This window comes from Sphingopyxis sp. GC21 (genome assembly GCF_025727575.1).
GTDB classification, from domain to species: Bacteria; Pseudomonadota; Alphaproteobacteria; order Sphingomonadales; family Sphingomonadaceae; genus Sphingopyxis; species Sphingopyxis terrae_A.
Genome location: NZ_CP095845.1, coordinates 1,837,626 through 1,857,302 on the forward strand (window position 1 = coordinate 1,837,626; position 19,677 = coordinate 1,857,302).

General features: G+C 63.8%; 14 protein-coding genes (1 of these 14 cut by a window edge). 10 read left to right on the forward strand and 4 right to left on the reverse strand.

The annotated features are described in order from the left end of the window. The 7 genes from MU856_RS08760 to MU856_RS08790 form a co-directional block, all read left to right on the forward strand. Positions 1-4,639, forward strand: partial view of a tandem-95 repeat protein gene (locus MU856_RS08760; RefSeq protein WP_263588902.1) — the final stretch only. It extends 26,072 nt beyond the left edge of the window; only the last 4,639 of its 30,711 coding nucleotides appear in the window; its start codon lies off the left edge, out of view; it ends in the stop codon at positions 4,637-4,639. An 89-nt stretch (positions 4,640-4,728) separates the two neighbouring features. Beyond that, entirely contained in the window at positions 4,729-5,013 is a 285-nt protein-coding gene (locus tag MU856_RS08765; protein WP_263588903.1) for a DUF1778 domain-containing protein, read from the forward strand. A 93-nt stretch (positions 5,014-5,106) separates the two neighbouring features. Continuing rightward, the gene (locus MU856_RS08770; RefSeq protein WP_263588904.1) at positions 5,107-5,355 is read left to right on the forward strand and encodes a DUF4160 domain-containing protein; all 249 of its coding nucleotides are present in this window, start codon (positions 5,107-5,109) and stop codon (positions 5,353-5,355) included. After that, the gene (locus MU856_RS08775) at positions 5,342-5,755 is read left to right on the forward strand and encodes a DUF2442 domain-containing protein (RefSeq protein ID WP_263588905.1); all 414 of its coding nucleotides are present in this window, start codon (positions 5,342-5,344) and stop codon (positions 5,753-5,755) included. The genes MU856_RS08770 and MU856_RS08775 overlap by 14 nt, the downstream gene beginning before the upstream one ends. A 371-nt stretch (positions 5,756-6,126) precedes the next feature. Then, positions 6,127-7,758, forward strand: a complete 1,632-nt coding sequence (locus MU856_RS08780; RefSeq protein ID WP_263588906.1) for a TolC family outer membrane protein — start codon at positions 6,127-6,129, stop codon at positions 7,756-7,758. Continuing rightward, complete coding sequence (locus tag MU856_RS08785) at positions 7,758-9,959, forward strand: type I secretion system permease/ATPase (protein WP_263588907.1); 2,202 nt, start codon at positions 7,758-7,760, stop codon at positions 9,957-9,959. The genes MU856_RS08780 and MU856_RS08785 overlap by 1 nt, the downstream gene beginning before the upstream one ends. After that, positions 9,956-11,350, forward strand: a complete 1,395-nt coding sequence (locus MU856_RS08790; RefSeq protein ID WP_263588908.1) for an HlyD family type I secretion periplasmic adaptor subunit — start codon at positions 9,956-9,958, stop codon at positions 11,348-11,350. Before MU856_RS08785 ends, MU856_RS08790 begins: the two co-directional genes overlap by 4 nt. Positions 11,351-11,566: 216 nt before the next feature. Here the strand turns inward: MU856_RS08790 and MU856_RS08795 are convergent, their stop codons facing one another. Further along, entirely contained in the window at positions 11,567-11,992 is a 426-nt protein-coding gene (locus tag MU856_RS08795) for a MarR family transcriptional regulator (protein ID WP_263588909.1), read from the reverse strand. A gap of 179 nt (positions 11,993-12,171) precedes the next feature. Here MU856_RS08795 and MU856_RS08800 point away from each other — a divergent pair, with 179 nt between their 5' ends. Beyond that, positions 12,172-12,930 carry a helix-turn-helix transcriptional regulator gene (locus tag MU856_RS08800; protein ID WP_263588910.1) on the forward strand — a complete coding sequence of 253 codons (759 nt, stop codon included), beginning with the start codon at positions 12,172-12,174 and terminating at the stop codon, positions 12,928-12,930. A gap of 4 nt (positions 12,931-12,934) precedes the next feature. Here the strand turns inward: MU856_RS08800 and MU856_RS08805 are convergent, their stop codons facing one another. Next, positions 12,935-14,335, reverse strand: coding sequence for a tyrosine-type recombinase/integrase (locus tag MU856_RS08805; protein ID WP_263588911.1), 1,401 nt, complete (start codon positions 14,333-14,335; stop codon positions 12,935-12,937). A gap of 333 nt (positions 14,336-14,668) precedes the next feature. Further along, on the reverse strand, positions 14,669-16,045 hold the full coding sequence (locus MU856_RS08810) for a spinster family MFS transporter (RefSeq protein ID WP_263588912.1): 1,377 nt from the start codon (positions 16,043-16,045) through the stop codon (positions 14,669-14,671). Positions 16,046-16,235: 190 nt separating this feature from the next. Between MU856_RS08810 and MU856_RS08815 the strand changes: the two genes are divergently transcribed. Together MU856_RS08815 and MU856_RS08820 are read left to right on the forward strand one after the other, a co-directional pair. Beyond that, positions 16,236-18,377 carry a TonB-dependent receptor gene (locus MU856_RS08815; RefSeq protein ID WP_263588975.1) on the forward strand — a complete coding sequence of 714 codons (2,142 nt, stop codon included), beginning with the start codon at positions 16,236-16,238 and terminating at the stop codon, positions 18,375-18,377. A gap of 59 nt (positions 18,378-18,436) precedes the next feature. After that, positions 18,437-18,907 (forward strand): DUF3237 domain-containing protein, encoded by a 471-nt coding sequence (locus MU856_RS08820; protein ID WP_263588913.1) that lies wholly within the window; start codon positions 18,437-18,439, stop codon positions 18,905-18,907. 61 nt (positions 18,908-18,968) lie between these two features. Here MU856_RS08820 and MU856_RS08825 read toward each other — a convergent pair whose 3' ends face one another. Further along, the gene (locus MU856_RS08825) at positions 18,969-19,655 is read right to left on the reverse strand and encodes a Crp/Fnr family transcriptional regulator (RefSeq protein ID WP_217372337.1); all 687 of its coding nucleotides are present in this window, start codon (positions 19,653-19,655) and stop codon (positions 18,969-18,971) included. Between the last annotated feature and the right edge of the window lie 22 nt (positions 19,656-19,677).

Here is a 19,677-nt window from a genome sequence, read left to right on the forward strand (position 1 = left end):
CTTCACCGACGTCGATGGCGACACGCTCACCCTCAGCGCACGGCTCGCAGGCGGCAGTGCCCTGCCTGCCTGGCTCAGCTTCAATGGCGCACGCCTGACCGGCCAGCCTCCCGCCAATTTCAACGGCGCGCTCGATATCGAGATTGTCGCGTCGGACGGCTCGCTTTCGGCGAGCGACACGTTCCGCCTGACCATCACGCCGGTCAATGACGCGCCGGTCGTGGCGACGCCGCTGAGCGATGTGTCCATCGCCGAGGACACGGCGCTCGACGTGACCCTGCCCGCAGGCGCTTTCAGCGACGTCGACGGCGATGCCCTGACCCTCTCCGCGGCCCTCGCAACCGGCGCTGCCCTGCCGTCCTGGCTCTCGTTCAACGCCGCGGCCCGCCGCTTCACCGGCACCCCGCCTGCCAACTACCACGGCGGACTCGATATCAAGGTCACCGCGAGCGATGGTGCCGCCAGCGTTTCCGACGTCTTCACGCTCACGGTCACCCCGGTCAACGACGCTCCCGTTCTCGCCTCCGCCCTGCCCAACGTGACCTGGACCGCGCCAGGCGCGATCGACGTGGCGCTGCCGGCGGGCAGCTTCAGCGATGTCGATGGCGATACCCTTGCCCTCACCGCGAAGCTCGCAAACGGCAATGCCCTCCCGAGCTGGCTGAGCTTCAACGGTTCGCACTTCACCGGCACGCCGCCTGTCGGCTTCAACGGCTTCCTCGATCTGGAGGTTTCGGCCAGCGACGGCTCGCTCGCCGCCTCCGACGTGTTCCGTCTGACCATCAGCCCGCCAGCCACGACCAACCACGCGCCGGTGGTCGCACAGCCGCTCGCGGATGTCTCGAAGCTGCGCGGCGCCACGCTCGATATCGCGGTGCCGGCAGGCGCCTTCACCGATGCCGACGGCGATGTGCTGACCTATACGGCGAGCATGGCCGATGGTTCGGCCCTGCCGTCCTGGCTCTCCTTCGCGAACGGCCATCTCACCGGCACGGTCGCGGCAGGCGCGCTCGGCGACTACAACATCAGGATCACCGCCAGCGATGGCAAGGCGACCGCGAGCGACGTCTTCACCCTCACCGTCGGCATGCTGCCGGTGAGCGCGGAGCGCACGCCTTCGCAGTGGGCGCTGTTCGGTAATGGCAACGACCGGATTGTCGGGCGCGGCGCACAGAACTCGGCGATCTGGGCGCTGGGCGGCGACGACTACATGACCGCCGATGCCTGGAACGTCGGCCTCCATGGCGATGACGGCAACGACATCCTCGAGTTCATGGGCTACAGCGGCTCGGGCGAAGGCGGCGCGGGCGCCGATACCTTCATCTTCGACGGCTTCTCGCTGGTCGCGGGCAGCGACACCGACACCTGGGCGACGATCACCGATTTCCAGAACGGCACGGACCGCATCGGCATCGTCAACGGCACGGGCGGTGTCACCACCTTTGCCGAGCTGGCGCCGCACCTCGTCCAGAACGGCGCGAACGTCGACATCGTGCTTCAGGGTCTGCCACGGATCACCATCCAGAACATCACCCTGGCCGCGCTCGATGCGTCCGATTTCATGTTCGGCAACTGGGCGACCTCGGGCGGCTTCGGCGCCGCTCCGGCGGCCGGCGCGGTGCCCTGGCCGACCACCACGGTTACGCGCGCGCTGACCGACTGGCAGAACATCGGCAACGCCAGTGAACGGATCGTCGGCGAAGGGGCCAGCAACACATCTGTCGATGCGCTCGACGGCAACGACTACATCACCTCGGACGGTTGGAACGTCAGCGTTTACGCCGGGCGCGGCAACGATGTGATCGAACTGTTCGGCACCCAGAACTACGCCTTTGGCGGGCCTGGCTACGACTATTTCGTGTTCGACTCGTCCATGCTGGAAGCGGCCGCATGGGATACGCTATGGGCGACGATCGGAGACTTCCAGGATGGCGCCGACAAGATCGTGTTCCTGAGCGGGTCTGACGGGCTCACCAGCTTTGCCGCGCTCGCGCCGTTCATGTCGCAGGTCGGCGACGACGTGCAGATCCAGATCACCGGCCATCCGGCGATCGTCATCGAGGACATCGCCCTCGCAAATCTCACCGCCGACGACTTCCTGTTCGTCGGTCAGCAGCCGGTGATTAAGGCGTGGAAGGCGTCGAACGCCATCCGCATGGGCAATACCGTCGGGGTCACGACCGTCACGTCCAACGGTTTTTCCAACGTGACGATCGCGGGCACCGCCAATGGCGACCGTCTCGATTTCACCAACGTCACCCTGACCGGGATCACCAAGATCAGCGGCAATGCCGGCGATGATGTCATTACGGGCAACAGCGCGGCGAACGTGATTTCCGGCGGCGATGGCAACGACACGCTGAACGGCGGCGATGGCAACGATACGATCACCGGCGATGCCGGGGACGACGTGCTGATCGGCGGAGCCGGCAATGACAGCCTCAACGGCGGTGCAGGCACGGACTGGGTCGACTACAGCTACGCCACCACGAACCTCAGCGTCAGTCTCGCCGTCACGACCGCGCAGGGCGTGACCACGGGCGAGACCGACACGATCACCAATGTCGAAAACCTCCGCGGCGGTAGCGGCAGCGACACCCTCACGGGCACGAGCGGCGCCAATGTCCTCGATGGCGGAGCCGGAAACGACACGCTCAACGGCGGGGCGGGCAACGACACCTTGCTTGGAGGTGCGGGCAACGACGGCCTCAATGGCGGGGATGGCAACGATACGCTCGATGGCGGTGACGGCGACGACATCCTGAATGGCGAAGCCGGGAACGACACCCTCTTCGGCGGGGCCGGCAATGACCAGCTCAACGGCGCCGCCGGCGCCGACACCCTGAACGGCGGCGACGGCGACGATCAGCTGACCGGCGGCGACGGCAACGATATCCTCTATGGCGGGGCCGGGATCGACCGGCTCTACGGCGGCCTCAACGACGATATCATCGATGGCGGTGACGGAGACGACATCATCACCGGCGACGCCGGAGCCGATCAGCTGGCGGGCGGTGACGGCAATGACACCATCAACGGCGGCGATAACAACGATGTCATCGACGGCGGCGCCGGAAACGATACGATCACCGGCGACAATGGCGACGACATCATAGCACCCGGCGCGGGCAACGATCTCGTCTATGCGGGCGCCGGTGTCGACAAGCTGTCCTATGCCTCCGCGACTGCGGCGTGGACCATCAATCTGGCGAACAGCTCCGCGACGTCGGGAAGCGAGACCGACGGCGTATACGACTTCGAGAATGTCGAAACCGGCTCGGGCAATGACGTGATCGTCGGCACCACGGCAGCCAATGTGCTGAGCGGCGGGGCGGGCAATGACCGCCTGACCGGCGGGGCGGGCAACGATACGCTCGACGGCGGCGCCGGAACGGACGTCGCGGTGTTTGCCGGGCTGTCCACGACCTACTCGATCTCGACCGTCAACGGCAGCATCCGGATCGTCGACAACAACGCGTCCCAGGACGGCAACGACGGCACCGACACGCTGACCGGCATCGAGATCGCCGAGTTCAAGAACGGCGTGCAGGTCGGCCTGGCAGCGCCCATCATCCTCGATCTCGACGGCGGCGGCGTCACCACCGTTTCCGCCTCGGTCAGCCGCGCCCGCTTCGATATGAACGGAGACGGCCTGGCAGACGATACGAGCTGGATGGGTTCGGGCGAGGGGATGCTGTTCCTCGACCGCGACGGCAACGGCACACTCAGCAACGCGGGCGAGTTCAGCTTCGTGAACGACGTCGCCGGCGCCGCAAGCGACCTCGCGGGCCTGCGCGCTTTCGACACCGACGGCGACGGAATTCTCTCGGCCGCCGACGCGCGGTTCGCCGAATTCCGCATCTGGCGGGACCGTAACGGGGATGGTCTGGTCGATGATGGCGAGATCGCCACGCTGACGGCTTCGGGCGTCCAGTCGATCGACCTCACCGGCGCGGCCGTAACGGGCACCTTCGCGCTCGGCGATGCGGTCATCGTGAACAAGGGCAGCTTCACCCGCACCGACGGCACCACCGCCGGGTTCGTAGACGCCGCCCTCACCTACTTCTCCGCTTCCGCGCCATCCCCCACGCTTGCCACCTACCGGCAACCGTTCGGGGTTGCTCACGCAGGATGGAAGGGTCGCTTCCAGATCGAGGCCCTGATCGATGGCGTCGAGGTTCCGGGGAGCGGTTCGGATCAGGCTGGCGCCTCCCTCGGGTTCAGCGATCCCGCCCCGACCTTGAGGCCGATCAGCGCTGCGGAGGCTGCGGCTCTCGTCGTCAAGGCGGGCGATATGGGCGCAATCGATCCGTTCCAGGCGGCAGACCAACTCGCTTCCGCGCTCCAGGCGGCGAATGATGACGCCACCGAGGCGTTCGGCAGCTTGGCCTGGCGGAAGCGCAACTTGATGCTAGAACCGGAGTCGCCGCCAGCAATCGCCCGCCTGCTGCAGGACAGCGGCACGGGTTCGGACCTGGACAAGGCAACGCCGGTGCCGGTCCAGCCGAACACCGCTCGCGTGGACCACCTCGTCGCTTCGATGATCCAGGGGATGGTCACGTTCGGCGCCGAAACCGCCGGCGATGGCCTCGGCCAATGGAAGCAGGAGGCGCCCAGGCCCGTCGATCTGTTCGCGTGAGAAGAACGCAACCGATCCGGGCGCTTCAGTTGGCCAAATAGCGCGAGCTTCGGCATGTGGCGCGTTTCAGGAATGAAAAGGACCGCCACATGTCCGACGGCACTGCAGGCTCAAGCTGGTTCCAGTTATGGCTCCCGCATGCTGAAAAATCGCAGCTCATCCGGGCAGCCGAATTTGAACGAACAAGTCTGAAGGATTTTGTGCTCCGCAATGCCTTGATTGCGGTCGCGGCGGTTATCGAGAAGGCGGAACGCCTGCAGCTTGACGAGCAGCAGACGCGTTTCGTTCTCGATCTCCTCGACAACCCGCCAGCGCCCAACGCGAAACTGCTTGCATCTGCCAGTCCCTGGTTCGCCGCTAGCCATCTGTCCTGATTGAACGGGATGGCATGGCCCCATGCCAGACAATCGCTGCACTGTAGTCGAGGGCTATTCCCTAGCGCTTGGGTTTTTGCTATAAGGCGACTGATGCCTACTGTCTTGCGCTTGGGTGGCCTGCGGGTCGTGATCTATCCGAACGATCATCGCCCCGCTCACGTCCACATCAAAGGTGCGGAAGGCGAAGCGGTGTTCATCTTGCATTGCCCGGCGGGACCGCCGGAATTGCGGGAGAGCTACGGTTTCAGGCTGGTGGACATAGGCAGGATCGAAGGCGCACTGAATGACAACCTTGCCGTTCTGTGCGCGCAATGGAGCGCGGTTCATGGCGATTACTGAGCAGCAATTGGACGAAGCCGAACAGCGCATGGCAGCGCTACGCGATGCAGGGCATGCCGTTGCAGCGCGCTATGACCGGCGACGTGCAAGGGTTGTGGTCAAGCTCAGTACGGGAGTCGAGCTGACGTTTCCCGCGCGGCTGGCCGAAGGGCTTGCGGACGCGCCTGCCGACGCCCTGGCTGAAATCGAGGTCAGTCCCGCTGGTCTCGGCCTGCATTGGCCGAAGCTTGACGCCGATCTGTATGTGCCGGCCCTGCTACAAGGCGTGTTTGGTTCAAAAAAATGGATGGCGCGTGAACTGGGAGCACAAGGCGGGCGCTCACGCACCACTGCCAAGATTGCGGCTGCACGGGCAAACGGTCGCAAGGGTGGCCGTCCCCGTAAGTTGGCTTCGGCCTGACAACCGGCCTCGCTACGATGCAGACGAAACGGATTATCGGATCTCGCCATCAGTAGCGCTGCGGGACATAGAGCGATAATACAGTCATTTTGAATGTATTGCATGTAGCTTGGCCCGCATTGACTCGGTCAGTCAATGGATTAATCCGGACCCGCTGGGTGCCATTTTGGCAGCAATGGGGGGCGGGCTATATTATGAACTACCGATTGGCTGAACTGACGACATGCCCGCTATGCCCGAAATTCATGGAATTCTCCGAAGTCCGTTCGTTGTGGCGCGGGCGGGTTCCGGGCGCGGCACAGGTAACAACTCACGCCGATTTGTGAGTTCACGATTCGGGCATGACTCGCGTTCGGCGATTTTCCAGCCTCGTGCTGGCAACCACGACGATGGCCTTCGCATGGCAGGCACGGGCGGAGCCGGAGCGCCTTAGTCCGGTACACGACGCCTACCCCGCCCCGAAGATCGCATTTGACGAGGAGCCGACAGAGCCAGCGTCTGACGACAGCCTGTCAGCCGCCATTGCCGACGCGTTTGCGTCAAATCCGGAGCTTGCCGCACGCCGCTACGATTTGCGCGCCACCGATGACGAAGTCGGCGTGGCCATGTCGCAGACGCGGCCGAACGTGCAGTTGCAGGTATCGGGCGGCTACGATCTCACCCTCCCCGGTCAAATCACCCAGTCGAACCGCTCCCTTGCCGACCGCCTCGCCAACCCCAACATCGAGCGCAACGACATTACCTCCCAGTTCGTGGTCGATCAGCCGGTCTGGACCGGTGGCCGCGCCGCGAGTGCGTTGCGTGCGGCGACGGCCAGCAGCGCCGCCGGGCGCGAGACCCTGCGCGGCGCCGAGGGCGACATGCTGGTCGACCTCATCGCCGCCTACAGCGACGTCCGGCGTGATCGACGCTCGCTGGCGATCCGTCGGCGCAATCTTCAAACCCTCGACGCCACTCTTGCCGAGATCGTCGCGCGACGCGAGGCCGGAGAGCTTACCCGGACCGATATTGCCCAGGCCGAGACGCAGCTCGAGGCCGCGCGCGTCCAGGTCAATGCGGCCGAGGCGCAATTGGAGTCGAGCCGCGCATCCTTCGTCACGATCGTGGGACGCGAACCCGGCAATCTGGCGCCAGAGCCCGATCTACCGGGCTTGCCGGGTTCCGCCGATGAAGCCTTCGCCCTTGCCGAAGTCGGCAATCCGGAGCTCGCTGCTGCTCTCGCCACCGCGCGGGCGTCCCGGGAACGCATTGCCGTTGCCGAGGCGGAGGGTCGCCCGGAACTCTCGCTCCGCGGCACGGCGGGCACGACTGGTCCCGCTGTGCCTTTCGACCGGGCGGATCACGATGTGACGTTTACCGGACGCGCTACCCTCACCATCCCGCTTTTCGCTGGCGGTCGCGTCCGATCCCTTGTCGACCAGGCCCGCAACCGGGAGAGCGCCGACACACTGCGTGTCGAGGCTGCTCGCCGTCAGTTGGTCGAAGGCATCGTCAACGCCTGGAACCAGTGGGTCACCGCGGACCGCAACGTGCGGGCGCAGGAACTCCAGGCCCGCGCCGCCAGGATCTATTACGAAGGCACGCTCGAGGAATATCGCGAAGGGCTGCGCTCGACCTTCGACGTTCTCTACGCCCAGAACTCGCTCAGCGAGACGGAAATCGCACTACTTGGCAGTAAGCGCGACCGGTATCTCGCGCAGGCTATTCTGCTTCGGCGGCTCGGTCGCCTCGAAGCCGATCGGCTGATTCTGGAGGGACCGGGATACGATCCCGACATCTATCTGCGCCGCGTGCGCCAGCGAAGCGCCGTTCCATGGGGCGGCGCGCTCCGCGCCATCGACAAATTGGGCGCTCCGGGTGGAAAGCCGCAAGCGCTCGAAGCACCGGAACGGACGCCCGGAACCCGCGCGGCTCCGGCCCAGCCAGGCGCCGCCCCAGCCGAACTGCTGCGCGGCGCGCAGGCGGGAACCGGCACTGCGCCCCTCGTCCAGGGACCAAGGTAATGACGACTGATGATCTCGGCGATCCGCCGAGCAATGCTCCAGAGCCCGCCGGCGGCCGCGACGATTCCGGGCTCATCGCCTATGCGACGCTGCTTGCCCTTCACCGCATAGCGGTCGATCCTGCCCAGCTTCGTCACGGCCTGGGCCACGAACGAGCGGTCGAAGCCGACGATCTGAAGCGGATCGCCAAGCGGCAGGACGATGTTCGCGCCAAGTCGATCCGCTCCAGCTATGACAAGCTCAGGCAGACTCCGCTCCCCGCCCTCGCCAACGGCCCTGCGGGCTGGTTCATCATCGCACGGGTCAACGACGACGAGGCGTTGATCCAGCCGCCTTGCCCCAGCAGCGAGGGCGTGCAGCCGCAAATCACGAAGATCGATCGCGCCGCCCTGGAGGCGATGTGGTCGGGCGAACTCCTGCTGGTGACGACCCGTGAGGGCATCGGCGGCGTGACGCGGGCCTTCGACGTCTCCTGGTTCATACCCCAGATCGTCAAGTATCGCCGGCTGATCGGCGAAGTGCTCCTGGTCACGCTCGGCATCAATCTTCTTGGCCTGGCCTCCCCGCTGTTCTTCCAGAACGTCATCGACAAGGTGCTGGTCCACAACACGCTGGACACGCTCACCATCCTGGTGATCGGCTTCGGCGTGGTTTCGCTCTGGGAAACGATTTTCGGATGGTTGCGCACCCGGCTCTATTCGGAGACCAGCCAGAAGATCGACGTCGAACTCGGCGCCAAGCTGTTCCGCCATATGCTCGGCCTCAATCTCGCCTACTTCGAGGCGCGGCGCGTGGGCGACATCGCCATGCGGGTGCGGCAGCTCGAAACGATCCGGGAATTCCTGACCAACACGTCGCTCACCGTTTTGATCGATCCGATCTTCACGGTCGTCTTCCTGGTGGTGATGTGGTTCTATTCGAGCCAGCTATTCTTCATCGCCATACTCGCGATCCCCGCCTATATCGCGGTGGCCGTCTTCATTACCGGGCCGCTCCGGGCGCGCATCGAGGAAAAGTTCGAACGCGCGGCCGCCAACAATGCGCTGCTGATCGAGAGCATCGGCGGTATCCAGACGGTAAAAGCCGGCGCCGTCGAACCGCAGTGGCAGGACCGCTGGGAACGGCAGCTCGCAGGTTACAGCTTCGCGTCGCAGAAGGTCATCAACCTCGGCAACACCGGCAGCCAGCTCATCCAGCTCATTTCCAAGATCAACATGGTCCTGATCCTCTATTTCGGCGCGCGGGCGGTGATCGACAAGGAACTCACTGTCGGCGGCCTCGTCGCGTTCAACATGTTTGCGCAGCGCGTCTCTGGCCCCGTGATCCGCATGGCGCAGCTCTGGCAGGACTTCCAGCAGGTCCGCATCGCCATCGAACGCCTGGGGGACGTGCTCAACCAGCCCGTGGAGCCCGGCACGGGAAGCCGCGCCGCCCTCCCCTCGCTCAAGGGCGAGGTGAAGTTCGAGGGCGTCAAGTTCCGCTACGGGCTCGACGGCCCATGGACATTGGATGACATCGATCTGACGGTGCCCGCTGGCACGTCGCTCGGTATCGTCGGATCTTCCGGATCGGGCAAATCGACGCTGACCAAGCTGCTTCAGCGGATGTATGTCCCCGCCGCCGGGCGGGTGATGATCGACGGCGTCGACATCGCCCAGATAGACCCGGCCTGGTTGCGGCGACAAATCGGCGTCGTGCTTCAGGAGAACCTTCTCTTCAACCGGTCGATCCGCGAGAATATCGCGCTCGCGAATCCGGCCATGCCGCTTGAGCAGGTCATGGCCGCCGCCGAGCTTGCCGGCGCGCATGAATTCATCGTCCGGCTGCCGCAAGGCTATGACACACCCGTCGAGGAGCGCGGCACCAATCTGTCCGGCGGCCAGCGCCAACGCCTTGCGATCGCCCGCGCGCTCGTGACCGGCCCGCGTATTCTCATTCTCGACGAGGCGACCAGCGCGCTCGACGCCGAAAGCGAGGAGATCATACAGAACAACCTGAAGGCGATTTCCGCAGGCCGCACCGTGATCATCATCGCGCACCGTCTTTCCGCCGTCCGCCAATGCGACAATCTCATTTCCCTGGAGACGGGCCATATCGTCGAGCGCGGTTCCCATGAGGAACTGCTGCGCAACAACGGTCGCTATGCGGATCTTCACCGCCGCCAGAGCGGCGGCGGCATGGGTGCGGGAGGCGCGCAATGAGCGGATGGCGCCATCACTGGGAAGTGCTGAGGGAATCGCTGCGCGCCGACCGCGAACGGCGCAAAGGCTTCATCCCGTCGCGGGAGGCCGATTTCCTGCCCGCGGCCCTTGAAGTTGCAGAGCGCCCCGTCTCGCCAACGGCGCGGGCGGTAACCTGGGCTCTTCTGGTCGGGCTTCTGCTCACGATCCTGTGGACCGTGTTCGGCAGGGTCGACGTCGTTGCATCGGCGCCCGGCAGCCTGATCCCGACCGGCAACATCAAGCTGGTCCAGTCGCCAGGAGCCGGCGTCGTGCGGACTATCTACGTTCGCAACGGCGATGTCGTTCGCAAGGGGCAACCGCTCCTCGACCTCGACCCGACGATTGTCGGCGCTGATCTGGCTGCGGCGCAAAAGGCGCTCGCCGCTGCGGAACTCGATATCGCCCGCAACAAGGCCATCGCCGATGCCCTATCCGGGCGAGGAATCCATTTCGCGGCGCCAGCGGGTACGCCTGCCGAAGTGGCCGACACACAGCGCCGATTGATTACCGCCCAACTTGCCGAAATCGATGCAACAGTCGCCAGCCTCGCCAATGCGCGGGCCTCGGCCGTCGCCGATGCCAGTGCCGCCCGGGCGACTGCGGCGCGGCTTGGTGATACCGTCCCGATCCTCGACCGTCAGATTGAGCGCATGGACCGGCTCGACGCCAAGGGCTACGCGCCAGGCCAGCGCCTTCTTGAGCTGCAGAGGCAACGCCGAACAGAGGCGGGAGACCGGGAGGTCGCTCTCGCGCAAATCGGAAGAGGCGCGGCCGAGGCGCGCAAACTCGACGATCAGATTCGGCAGACACGGGAGCAAGCCCAACGAACGGCGCTCTCCGATCTCGCGAAGGCGGAGGCCGACGCGATCTTGCGCCGGGAAGAAGTGACAAAGGCAAGCCAGATGAACCGGTTCCAGCGTCTTGTCGCTCCGGTCGATGGCACGATCCAGAGTCTCGAGGTTCATACGGTCGGTGGGGTTGTTGAGGCGGCAAAGCCCTTGATGACGGTCGTACCCGCCCAGGGCGGGATTGAGGCGGAAGTTCGGATCCTCAATCGGGATGTCGGCTTCATCCACACCGGGCAGGAAGCGGCGGTCAAGCTTGAAGCCTTCCCCTTCACGCGCTTCGGCACAATCCCCGGCCGCGTGCGGTCGATCAGCCGTGATGCCGTCCAGGACAAGGATCTCGGACTGGTCTATGTCGCGACGATCACGCTTGAGCGGAACTATGTCGATGCCGACGGTCGCCGGGTGGGTCTGGCGCCGGGTCTCGCGGCAACCGTCGATGTGAAAACGGGTACGCGCCGCATTATCAGCTATCTACTCAGCCCCTTGCAAACCAGCATAGCTCAGGCTGGCCGGGAACGCTGAGGTCGATCATGGCGATCCCCGACAGGCATGGTGGGCGCGTCAGAAACAATCTGATTGGTTCCAGTTGTCCTTGTCCGAAATAGCCAATTCGGCTTGAAGATCGAAACGCCGACAGGATGCGGCGATATCGAGGTCGCGCCGGGTTCTGTTCGGGAGTATTCTATGGATGGCATATGCCCTCGTCTGGCGGCGATGGACGTGAACCTCATTCCGTTGTCACGGACTGCCGTCATTTCGCGATGGCAGGCACGCTCCTGCAAGGCGGACCAATTCGAGACCGGCTTCGATGAGTTGACGCGCCCGAGGCGTCAAGCCGACGAGATATCGACGGCCATCACTGGGGTCCGGAAAACGCTGGACAACGCCGCGCTCCTCCATCGCCGTCACGCACCGCCGCGCCGTGCTGTAGGCGACGTTCGACGCACCCCATAGGGCAGACAACGACGTCGTGCGGCCATCATGCTCTCGAATATACAGATAAAGCAGCATGTCACCGTTCGGATCCGTCGCAAGGTCGAAGCCAAATGCGCGGCCGAATTTCTTGCGAGCTGTAAGGATCGCTTCCGCGATCGCAGCATAACTGGCGGCCTCTTGGGACCTGCACCGGGCGAGCGGCTGATCGCCCTCCTCATCGTTCCACATATGCTTCCCCTCATGCCGTTCAGATCGATTGCCCGCGAGCGCAGCAGATTCGCGGCATCGGGAAAGTTCTCCGAAAGATACGCATTTGAAAACTGACTGATCAGATGGGATTTGCGACCAACAGTTTGATGAAACTGGCGAAACAAGAACGATTTTGGTAAAGTAGGTATATACCATACATGCGGATTGGCAACCGACTGCATCACTTCTTAAAGGAATTCATGGAGGCCAATTCGGTTGCCGAGCTTGTTGATCTCCTCCAATCGGCAACGGTCGAACTGGGTTACGACTGCTTCAGTCTGGTACAGCATGTCGATCTGAGGGGGCCGCTTGAAAATGTCGTGGCGCTCTCGACCTACCCTTCCGAATGGATAAAACGGTTCGTCTCGCGTGGATATCATCGCTTCGACCCCGTAGTTGCGACCAGTCATCGCTACGGCGCTCCGTTCAACTGGAGTCTGATTTCCAGCGTGCTTGCTATGACCAAGCGGCAGAACAGGGTTTTTATCGAGGCGAGACGTTTTGGTATCGTCGATGGCCTGACAGTTCCTTTGCATATGCCGGGAGAACGGCTCGCCACCTGCACTTTCGCGACCGGGAAGCGAAAGAACGCACTGATCGAGCAACTGGCAACAGCGCATGTGATCGCGACATTCGCCTATCAAGCGGCGCGTGATCTTATCCAGGGGCCTCCCCGCAAGCCTTGGCCTCCACCGCTGACCGATCGCCAGATCGATTGTGTAGCCCTGTCCGCCGCGGGTAAGACCGAATGGGAGATAGCCCAGATACTGTCGCTCGCCCCCGCAACCGTCCACTATCATCTAACGCAAGCCATGCGCCGATACGGGGTGTTCAACCGTCAGCAGCTTCTTTTCCATGCGCTTCGGGACGGACTGATTTCGTTCTGCGACATCGAACCTGTCCTGCCGCCGCAGTAGGAATCTACGATGCCCGCTTCAGCCCGTCTCCATTGAGGGCTGACGGCGCTTTGCGCCCCCGCTTGATGGCGACGACCTTTCCTGTGGAGTTGAGGATATTGTCGACCAAGGCCCCCAGCTTCTTCAAGGCGTCGCTCTTCTCGGCAAAATAGTCATGCTGGTCATACACGCCTTCGACCCCTTCGATGGCGTGCCCCAATACCCGTTCCGAAATGTGCGGCAGCACGCCGGCGCGCGTCATCAGCGTCTTCGCGGTACGGCGAAGATCGTGAAGGACCCAGTGCGGGATCGGGTGGCCGGCGATTTCCGCCATCTTGGCGTCCAACGCCGCCTTGTCCTTGGTGAACCCGTTGATCGGACCGGCAAGCCGTCCCTGGAAGATGAACGGCCGGGTCGGTGTCGTGGGTTGCCGCCGAATGATCCGCATGGCCTGCACAGAAAGCCTAATTCTGGCTACGTTGCCTTTCTCGCGATCCTCGGTCTCGACTGTCCAGATTCCATCGTCGGACAGATGGTCGCGGTGCATCACACGAATCTTTTCCCGGCGCTGGGCCATCAGCAGGAGACATTGGCAATAGGTGCCGAAGGTCTCCTGGCTTCCGGCCGCCTGCCAGAAAATGCGAATTTCGTCGTCGGACAGCACGCGCTTGCGCTTGCGCTCCGAAGGCTTGCTACGCTTCATCCCGCGAACGATCGGCGAGAGGAAGTCATCTTCCCGGGCCGCGTGCCAATTGAAAAGGGCGCTGATCTGGGCGAGCACCGCATCGGCCTGGGTCGCGCCGCTCGAGTCGCTGATGGTATCTAGGAGACCCGTGACTTCCTTGCGCGTGATCGACTCGATCTGGCGGTCGCGCCACCGGACGTTGCCATCGAGATCCTCCAGAACGTAATGATCGAAGACGCGCTTGATCTCACTCGCCGAGCGCAGCGGCGCCAGCGCCTTCCCCCGACCGTCCTTCTGCCCCTCTTTCATCACATGGCGCTTGTGATACTCGGCGAAAACCTCCCCGATGGTGGCGGAGGATTCCGTCACAGGGGGCGCTGCGTCAGGTTCGTTTTCCTCGACGGGCTTGCTTGGGTCGACGCCTGCGGCAAGCGCAGCTTTCCACTCACGCGCCTTCTGCCGGGCCTCGTCCAGAGTGAGCGTGAGAACCCCCTTCTTGACGACAAACACCCGGTCCTTCGTGTCGAGAGGCCGATAGTCCCCAAGAACGCGCCGCCCCGGATGGCCAGGCGTCCCATCGTCGCGCGGGAACCGCCCGATGAGGCAAAATCTGACCCGCCGCTTGGCGTTCACCTGGACGAGCAAGCCCGTTTCACCTTCGTCCAGCCACTCGTCCCATTTTCCACCCTCGGCTGCCTTCAAGCCGCGAAGCCAAGGGTCGCTGAATTTTTTCGTAGCCATGCCTACCTCAAAACGTGCAACAAAACGTGCAACAAACTGGAGGTGATCGTCCGCACCCCGATGTTCAGAGGTTTGCCACAGAACATGGCTAAATCAAGGAAAACTAGTGCTTTTTATGGCGATATAGTTGCACGGCGTTCGCGGATATTCCATGTGGATTCGCCGAATCCAATTTCTCTTAATCAGCGGGTCCTAGGTTCGAGCCCTAGTGCGTCCACCATTATCTCTTGAAATTGGTCCGACGGTTTCGCCGATAGGGAGCCGTAGGCGTCGCCTTCGATCTGAGGACGAAACCCACGCAATCGCCTTCGAACATTCGCTGCCGTTCGTCCGTCACTCGGCGTCGGCCATCTTTTCGATATCGCGGGCAAAGGCCGAGAAGCCGGCGGGCAGGATCACCGCAGCAAGGGGCAGCGCGATCCCCGTTACGAGCGCGATCGAATAGCGCAGTGCGCCATCGTCCATGAACAGATGATCGGTCAGCAATGCGATCAGCATCGGACCGAAACCCAGCCCGACCAGATTGACGACGAAGAAATAGAGCGCGGTCGCGCGCGCGCGATATTCGTTGGGCGTGATGAACTGCAGCGCCACCGTGCCGACGCCGTGCATTGTAAGCATGGGGAAAGCGACGGCGAGCAGGATGAAAGCCAGCGGCGGGTTCGGCATGAGCACAGCCGCTAAAAGGGGCGGCCCGCCCAGAAGGATAGAAAGGCGCATCACGCGCAGATGGGCGTCGGTCCGGCCCCGCGCGAACATCCGGTCAGCCAGCGTCCCGCCGAGCACGAGACCGGCCGCCCCGCCGGTCGCCATGATCAGGCCGAACCACAGGCCCGCCTGCGACACGTCCATGCCATAGGTCCGCGCGAAGAAGGTCGGCACCCACGCGATCACGCCGTACATGACGAGGCCGATCAGGGACATGCCGGCGAACAGCGCGCCAAGCGCGACCCTCTGTGCCCTGAGATGCGCCACAAAACCGGGCGCCGCCGCCTCGCGCGGCCCGGCGTCAGCCCTGGCCATGCCGCGCCGCAGCGGTTCGCGAAGCGTGAGCAGCAGCAGGCAGACGAGAATCCCCGGCGCTGCAACCCACAGGAAAATGGTACGCCAAGCCTCGACCGGACCGACCAGCGGCAGATGGACCATCGGCGCCGCAAGGACGGCCTGGACGACGAAAGAGCCGAGGATCATCGCAACCCCCGACCCCAGCGGCACGCCGATCGAATAGACCGCCATCGCGCGCGCGAGCCGATCACGCGGGAAAGTGTCGCTGAGCATCGAATAGGCGGCCGGCGACAGCGCCGCTTCGCCAACCCCCACCCCCATGCGCGCGAGGAACAGCGTCGCATAGCTTCCGGCGAAACCGCATCCCGCCGTCATCGCGCTCCACAGAGCGACGCCGATCAGGATGAGCTTCCGCCGGTTCCAACGATCGGCGATCCACGCGATCGGCAAGCCGAGCAAGGTGTAGAAAAGCGCGAATGCCAGCCCGATGAGCAGGCTGACCTGCGTGTCCGAAATGTCGAGCGCCGCCCGGATCGGCGCGACAAGCAGGGTCAGGATCATACGGTCGATGAACGACAAGGTGTAGGCGAGCAGCAGGACAGCAACGGTGTACCAGGCATAGGCGGGTCGCGGGAAATCGGCGGTATCGCCCGCGTCGGTCACGCGTCCGTGGAGATCACCCTGTCCCGCGTTTCCGCCCGCCATCGCACCCATCTCCCCGGCAGCCGCCCGCTCTTGCATCGCAAGTCAGCCTGTTATATAGAAACATATACTTAGAACACTAAGTAAATTTGTGACCGAGTCAAGCGCGATCGGGAAGCAAAATAACAAAACGGCTGGGAGAGTTGAGATGGCAAAAAACGGAAGGAAGCAGTCTGCCCTGTTTTTGACGGGCGTGGCCCTCGCCGCGATGCCCGCGGCGGCGACTGCACAGGATGCGGCAGCGGATAACAGCGGCGATATCATCGTCACCGCGCAGCGGCAGGAACAAAGGCTACAGGACGTCCCTGTGTCGGTCACCGCCTTCGGGGCCGAACAGCTTCGCGGCAACAGCATCGAGACCGTGCAGGACATCGCAATCCGCACCCCCGGCCTGGCGATCAGCGCGGTCGACCCGGTCAACACAAACTTCGCGATGCGCGGCATCGGCAGCGCGCCCGGGATCAGTCAGAATGCAGGCGGCGACCCATCGGTCGTTGTCTTCATCGACGGCGTTTACGCCGGCCGCGGCGGCACCCCCGATCTCGACGCGCTGGACCTCGAACGCGTCGAGGTGCTGCGCGGACCGCAAGGCACGCTGTTCGGGAAAAATGCAATCGGCGGGCTCGTCCAGTTCGTCAGCCGCAAGCCCACCGACGAAGAAAGTTTCCACTTCGAAGGCACCTATGGCAACTACAACCGCGTCGGGGTGATCGCGCGCGGCAACATGGCGCTCACCGACAAAATCTATCTGTCGGCGGGCCTGTCGCATAAACAGCGCGACGGCTTCGAATATAATGAAACCACGGGCAACGACGTCAACGATCTCAACCTGACGACAGGCCGCGCCGCGCTCCGCTTCGTGCCCACCGACACGCTCGACATCATCCTGCGCGCCGACGTCTCGCGTCAGGACCAGAAGGGCAACCCACGCCACAATAATTGCGATGCCACCTTTGCCGGTGGCATCCATTGCGTCGGTATCAACCCCGACCCGCGCGTCGTGAACGCCTATATCGACGGCGAGGTCAAACGGACGATCCAGACCTATTCCGGCGAGGTCAACCTCGACCTTCCGTTCGGGACGCTGACCTCGCTCACCGCGCTCCGCAAGGTCAAGTTCAACTTCGTCACCCCCTTCTTCAGCAACCCGATCAATCCGCCGGACCAGATCGAATCGACCAGTTTCGGCCAAGAAAACAACAGCCAGTTCAGCCAGGAACTGCGCCTCAGCTTCGATGCACTGGACGGCAAGCTGAAAGGCCAGACGGGCGTCTACTATTTGAAGGAAAACAATGATCGCATAGAGGGCCAGATCCAGGATTTCCCGACTCCGGCGGGATCGGGAACCGGCATCTACCCCCAGTCGGTCCATGCCCGCAGCATCGCGGTCTTCGGTCAGTTCGATTACGACATCGTCCCGTCGCTGGTCGCGACGGTCGGAGCGCGCATGACGTGGGAGCGCAAGAGGGGCCGCTTCGCGGGCTACAAGGCCGACGACGGCCCGGGCCTTCCGCCGCCGCTCGGTTCGCTCGCCGGCTATGACGTGACCGGCAAGAAGAGCTGGAAAGCCTTCACGCCGCGGTTTGCACTCAACTGGAAAGCGACCGACGACGTGCTGCTCTATGGATCGATCGCGCGCGGCTACAAGAGTGGCGGCTTTCAGGGGCTTTCGGGCACTGCCGCGGGCGCATCGACCCCCTATGATCCCGAATTCGCGTGGAGCTACGAACTGGGTGCGAAGACCGACTGGTTCGATCGCCGCCTGCGGCTCAACGTCGCGGCGTTCCGCACGGATTATTCGGACCTCCAGATCTCGCAGCTCGTCCCGCTCTGCTGCGTCGTCGTCAGCAACGCGGCCAAGGCGCGGATCAAGGGCATCGAGGTCGAAACTGTCGTCAGGCCCTTCGACGGCTTCCAGCTTGACGGCAGCTATGCCAGGCTCGACGCGAAGTTCACCGAATATACGATCCCGGGGCAGAATTACACGGGCAACCGGCTGCCGCGCTCGCCGAAGAACAAGTTCAATATCGGCGGCCAGTATGAAGCCGCGATCGGCGACCTGTCGGCCAAGCTGCGCGTCGATTACAGCTGGGTCGACGATGCCTATTTCGAGGCATCGAATATTCCGCAGCAGCTTTGGCCCAGTCACGAAAATCTGGATGCGCGCCTCTCGCTAGGGGCGCCCGACAAGCGCTGGGAAATCTCGCTGTGGGGCAAGAATCTGACCAACGCGCTGGTCCCGACCTACGTCACCTACTTCGGCCCCTATCGCCAGACGCTCACCCCCTATGCCCCGCCGCGGACCTATGGCGTGACGCTGTCCTTCGGCATCTGAGTTCTGGCGCGGCGGGATCATCTCCCGCCGCGCCGACCGGTTCGACGAGAGGATGAACGATGGTTAGTCCCGAATTCCGCTACCTTTGCTCCTACCGTGCCGCCTTTACCGAGCCGCAGCAACAGATTGGAACCGCCCATTTCGGGCGCCGGATGATCGCAGCGCTCACGGGCGGCGAAGTCGAAGGCGAGCGTTTGCGCGGCCGCGTGATGCCGAGCGGCGGCGACTGGGCGACGATCGACAGCAAGGACACGCTTCGCCTCGATGCGAGGATCACCTTCGAAACCCATGATGGGGCGTTGATCTACGTATCGTATCGCGGCGTCTTGCGACCGCTGTCGGTGGCGCATCGGCACGCCCGGAACGGCGGGCCGCAAACCGCCGACGAGCGCAAGGAAATCTATTTCCGCACGACTCCGATGTTCGAAACCGGCGACGAACGCTATGCGTGGCTCAACGACATAGTCGCCGTAGGCTTGGGCGCGAGTGTCGGCGGCGCCGTCCGCTGCGACGTGTTCGAACTGCTATAATGTCCCGCGAGGCGGTGCTCGACCGAGCGCGCGCCGTCCGGCAGCGTGGCCGGAAAGCGCGCTAACCTTCGCTTTCGCTGATGTCCTCGAGCAGATCGGCGTCGAGGACGCGTACGCGCCCCTGTTCGAGCGCGATGATCCCCGATTCCTCCCAGCTGCGAAGCTGGCGGTTGATATGTTCGCGGCTCATGCCCGCGAAATTGCCAAGTTCGGTCTGGCTGAGTTCGACCTTATGCTCGGCATCGACGCTATCCTTGCGGATCAGGCGCTTGAGGTAGCGCGCCAGGCGCGGTCCCGAGGCATAGGCGCGGTCGCTTTCGATCGTCTGGTCGGCGGTGCGCAGGCGGCGCGCAAGCTGCTGGAGCAGCGACCAGGCGAATTCGGGATGGCTGGCGGCGAAATCGCGCATCGCGTTGCGTCCGAGTTGCAGCGCGCTGCCGGCGCTGGTCGCGACGACCGACGCGGTGCGTTCGCCGCCGTCGAGCAACGCGATCTCGCCCAGGACGGCGCCCGGCTCGGCATAGGCCAGCACGATCTCGCGCCCGCCTGCGGTCAGCATCGACACCCGCGCCGTGCCTTCGGTCAGGATCAGCATGATGTCGCCCGGGTCGCCCTGGACGAGCAGTTCCTTGCCCTTGGCAAAGTTGATCTGCACCGCGCGGCTGGCGATATCGGACCAATCCTCCAGCGACAGGCCGGAAAAGATGCTGTCAGGCCCCTGAAGCTCGGCGAGTTTCGCGTGATCCATGGGCCCCCTTCCCCTGTTGATC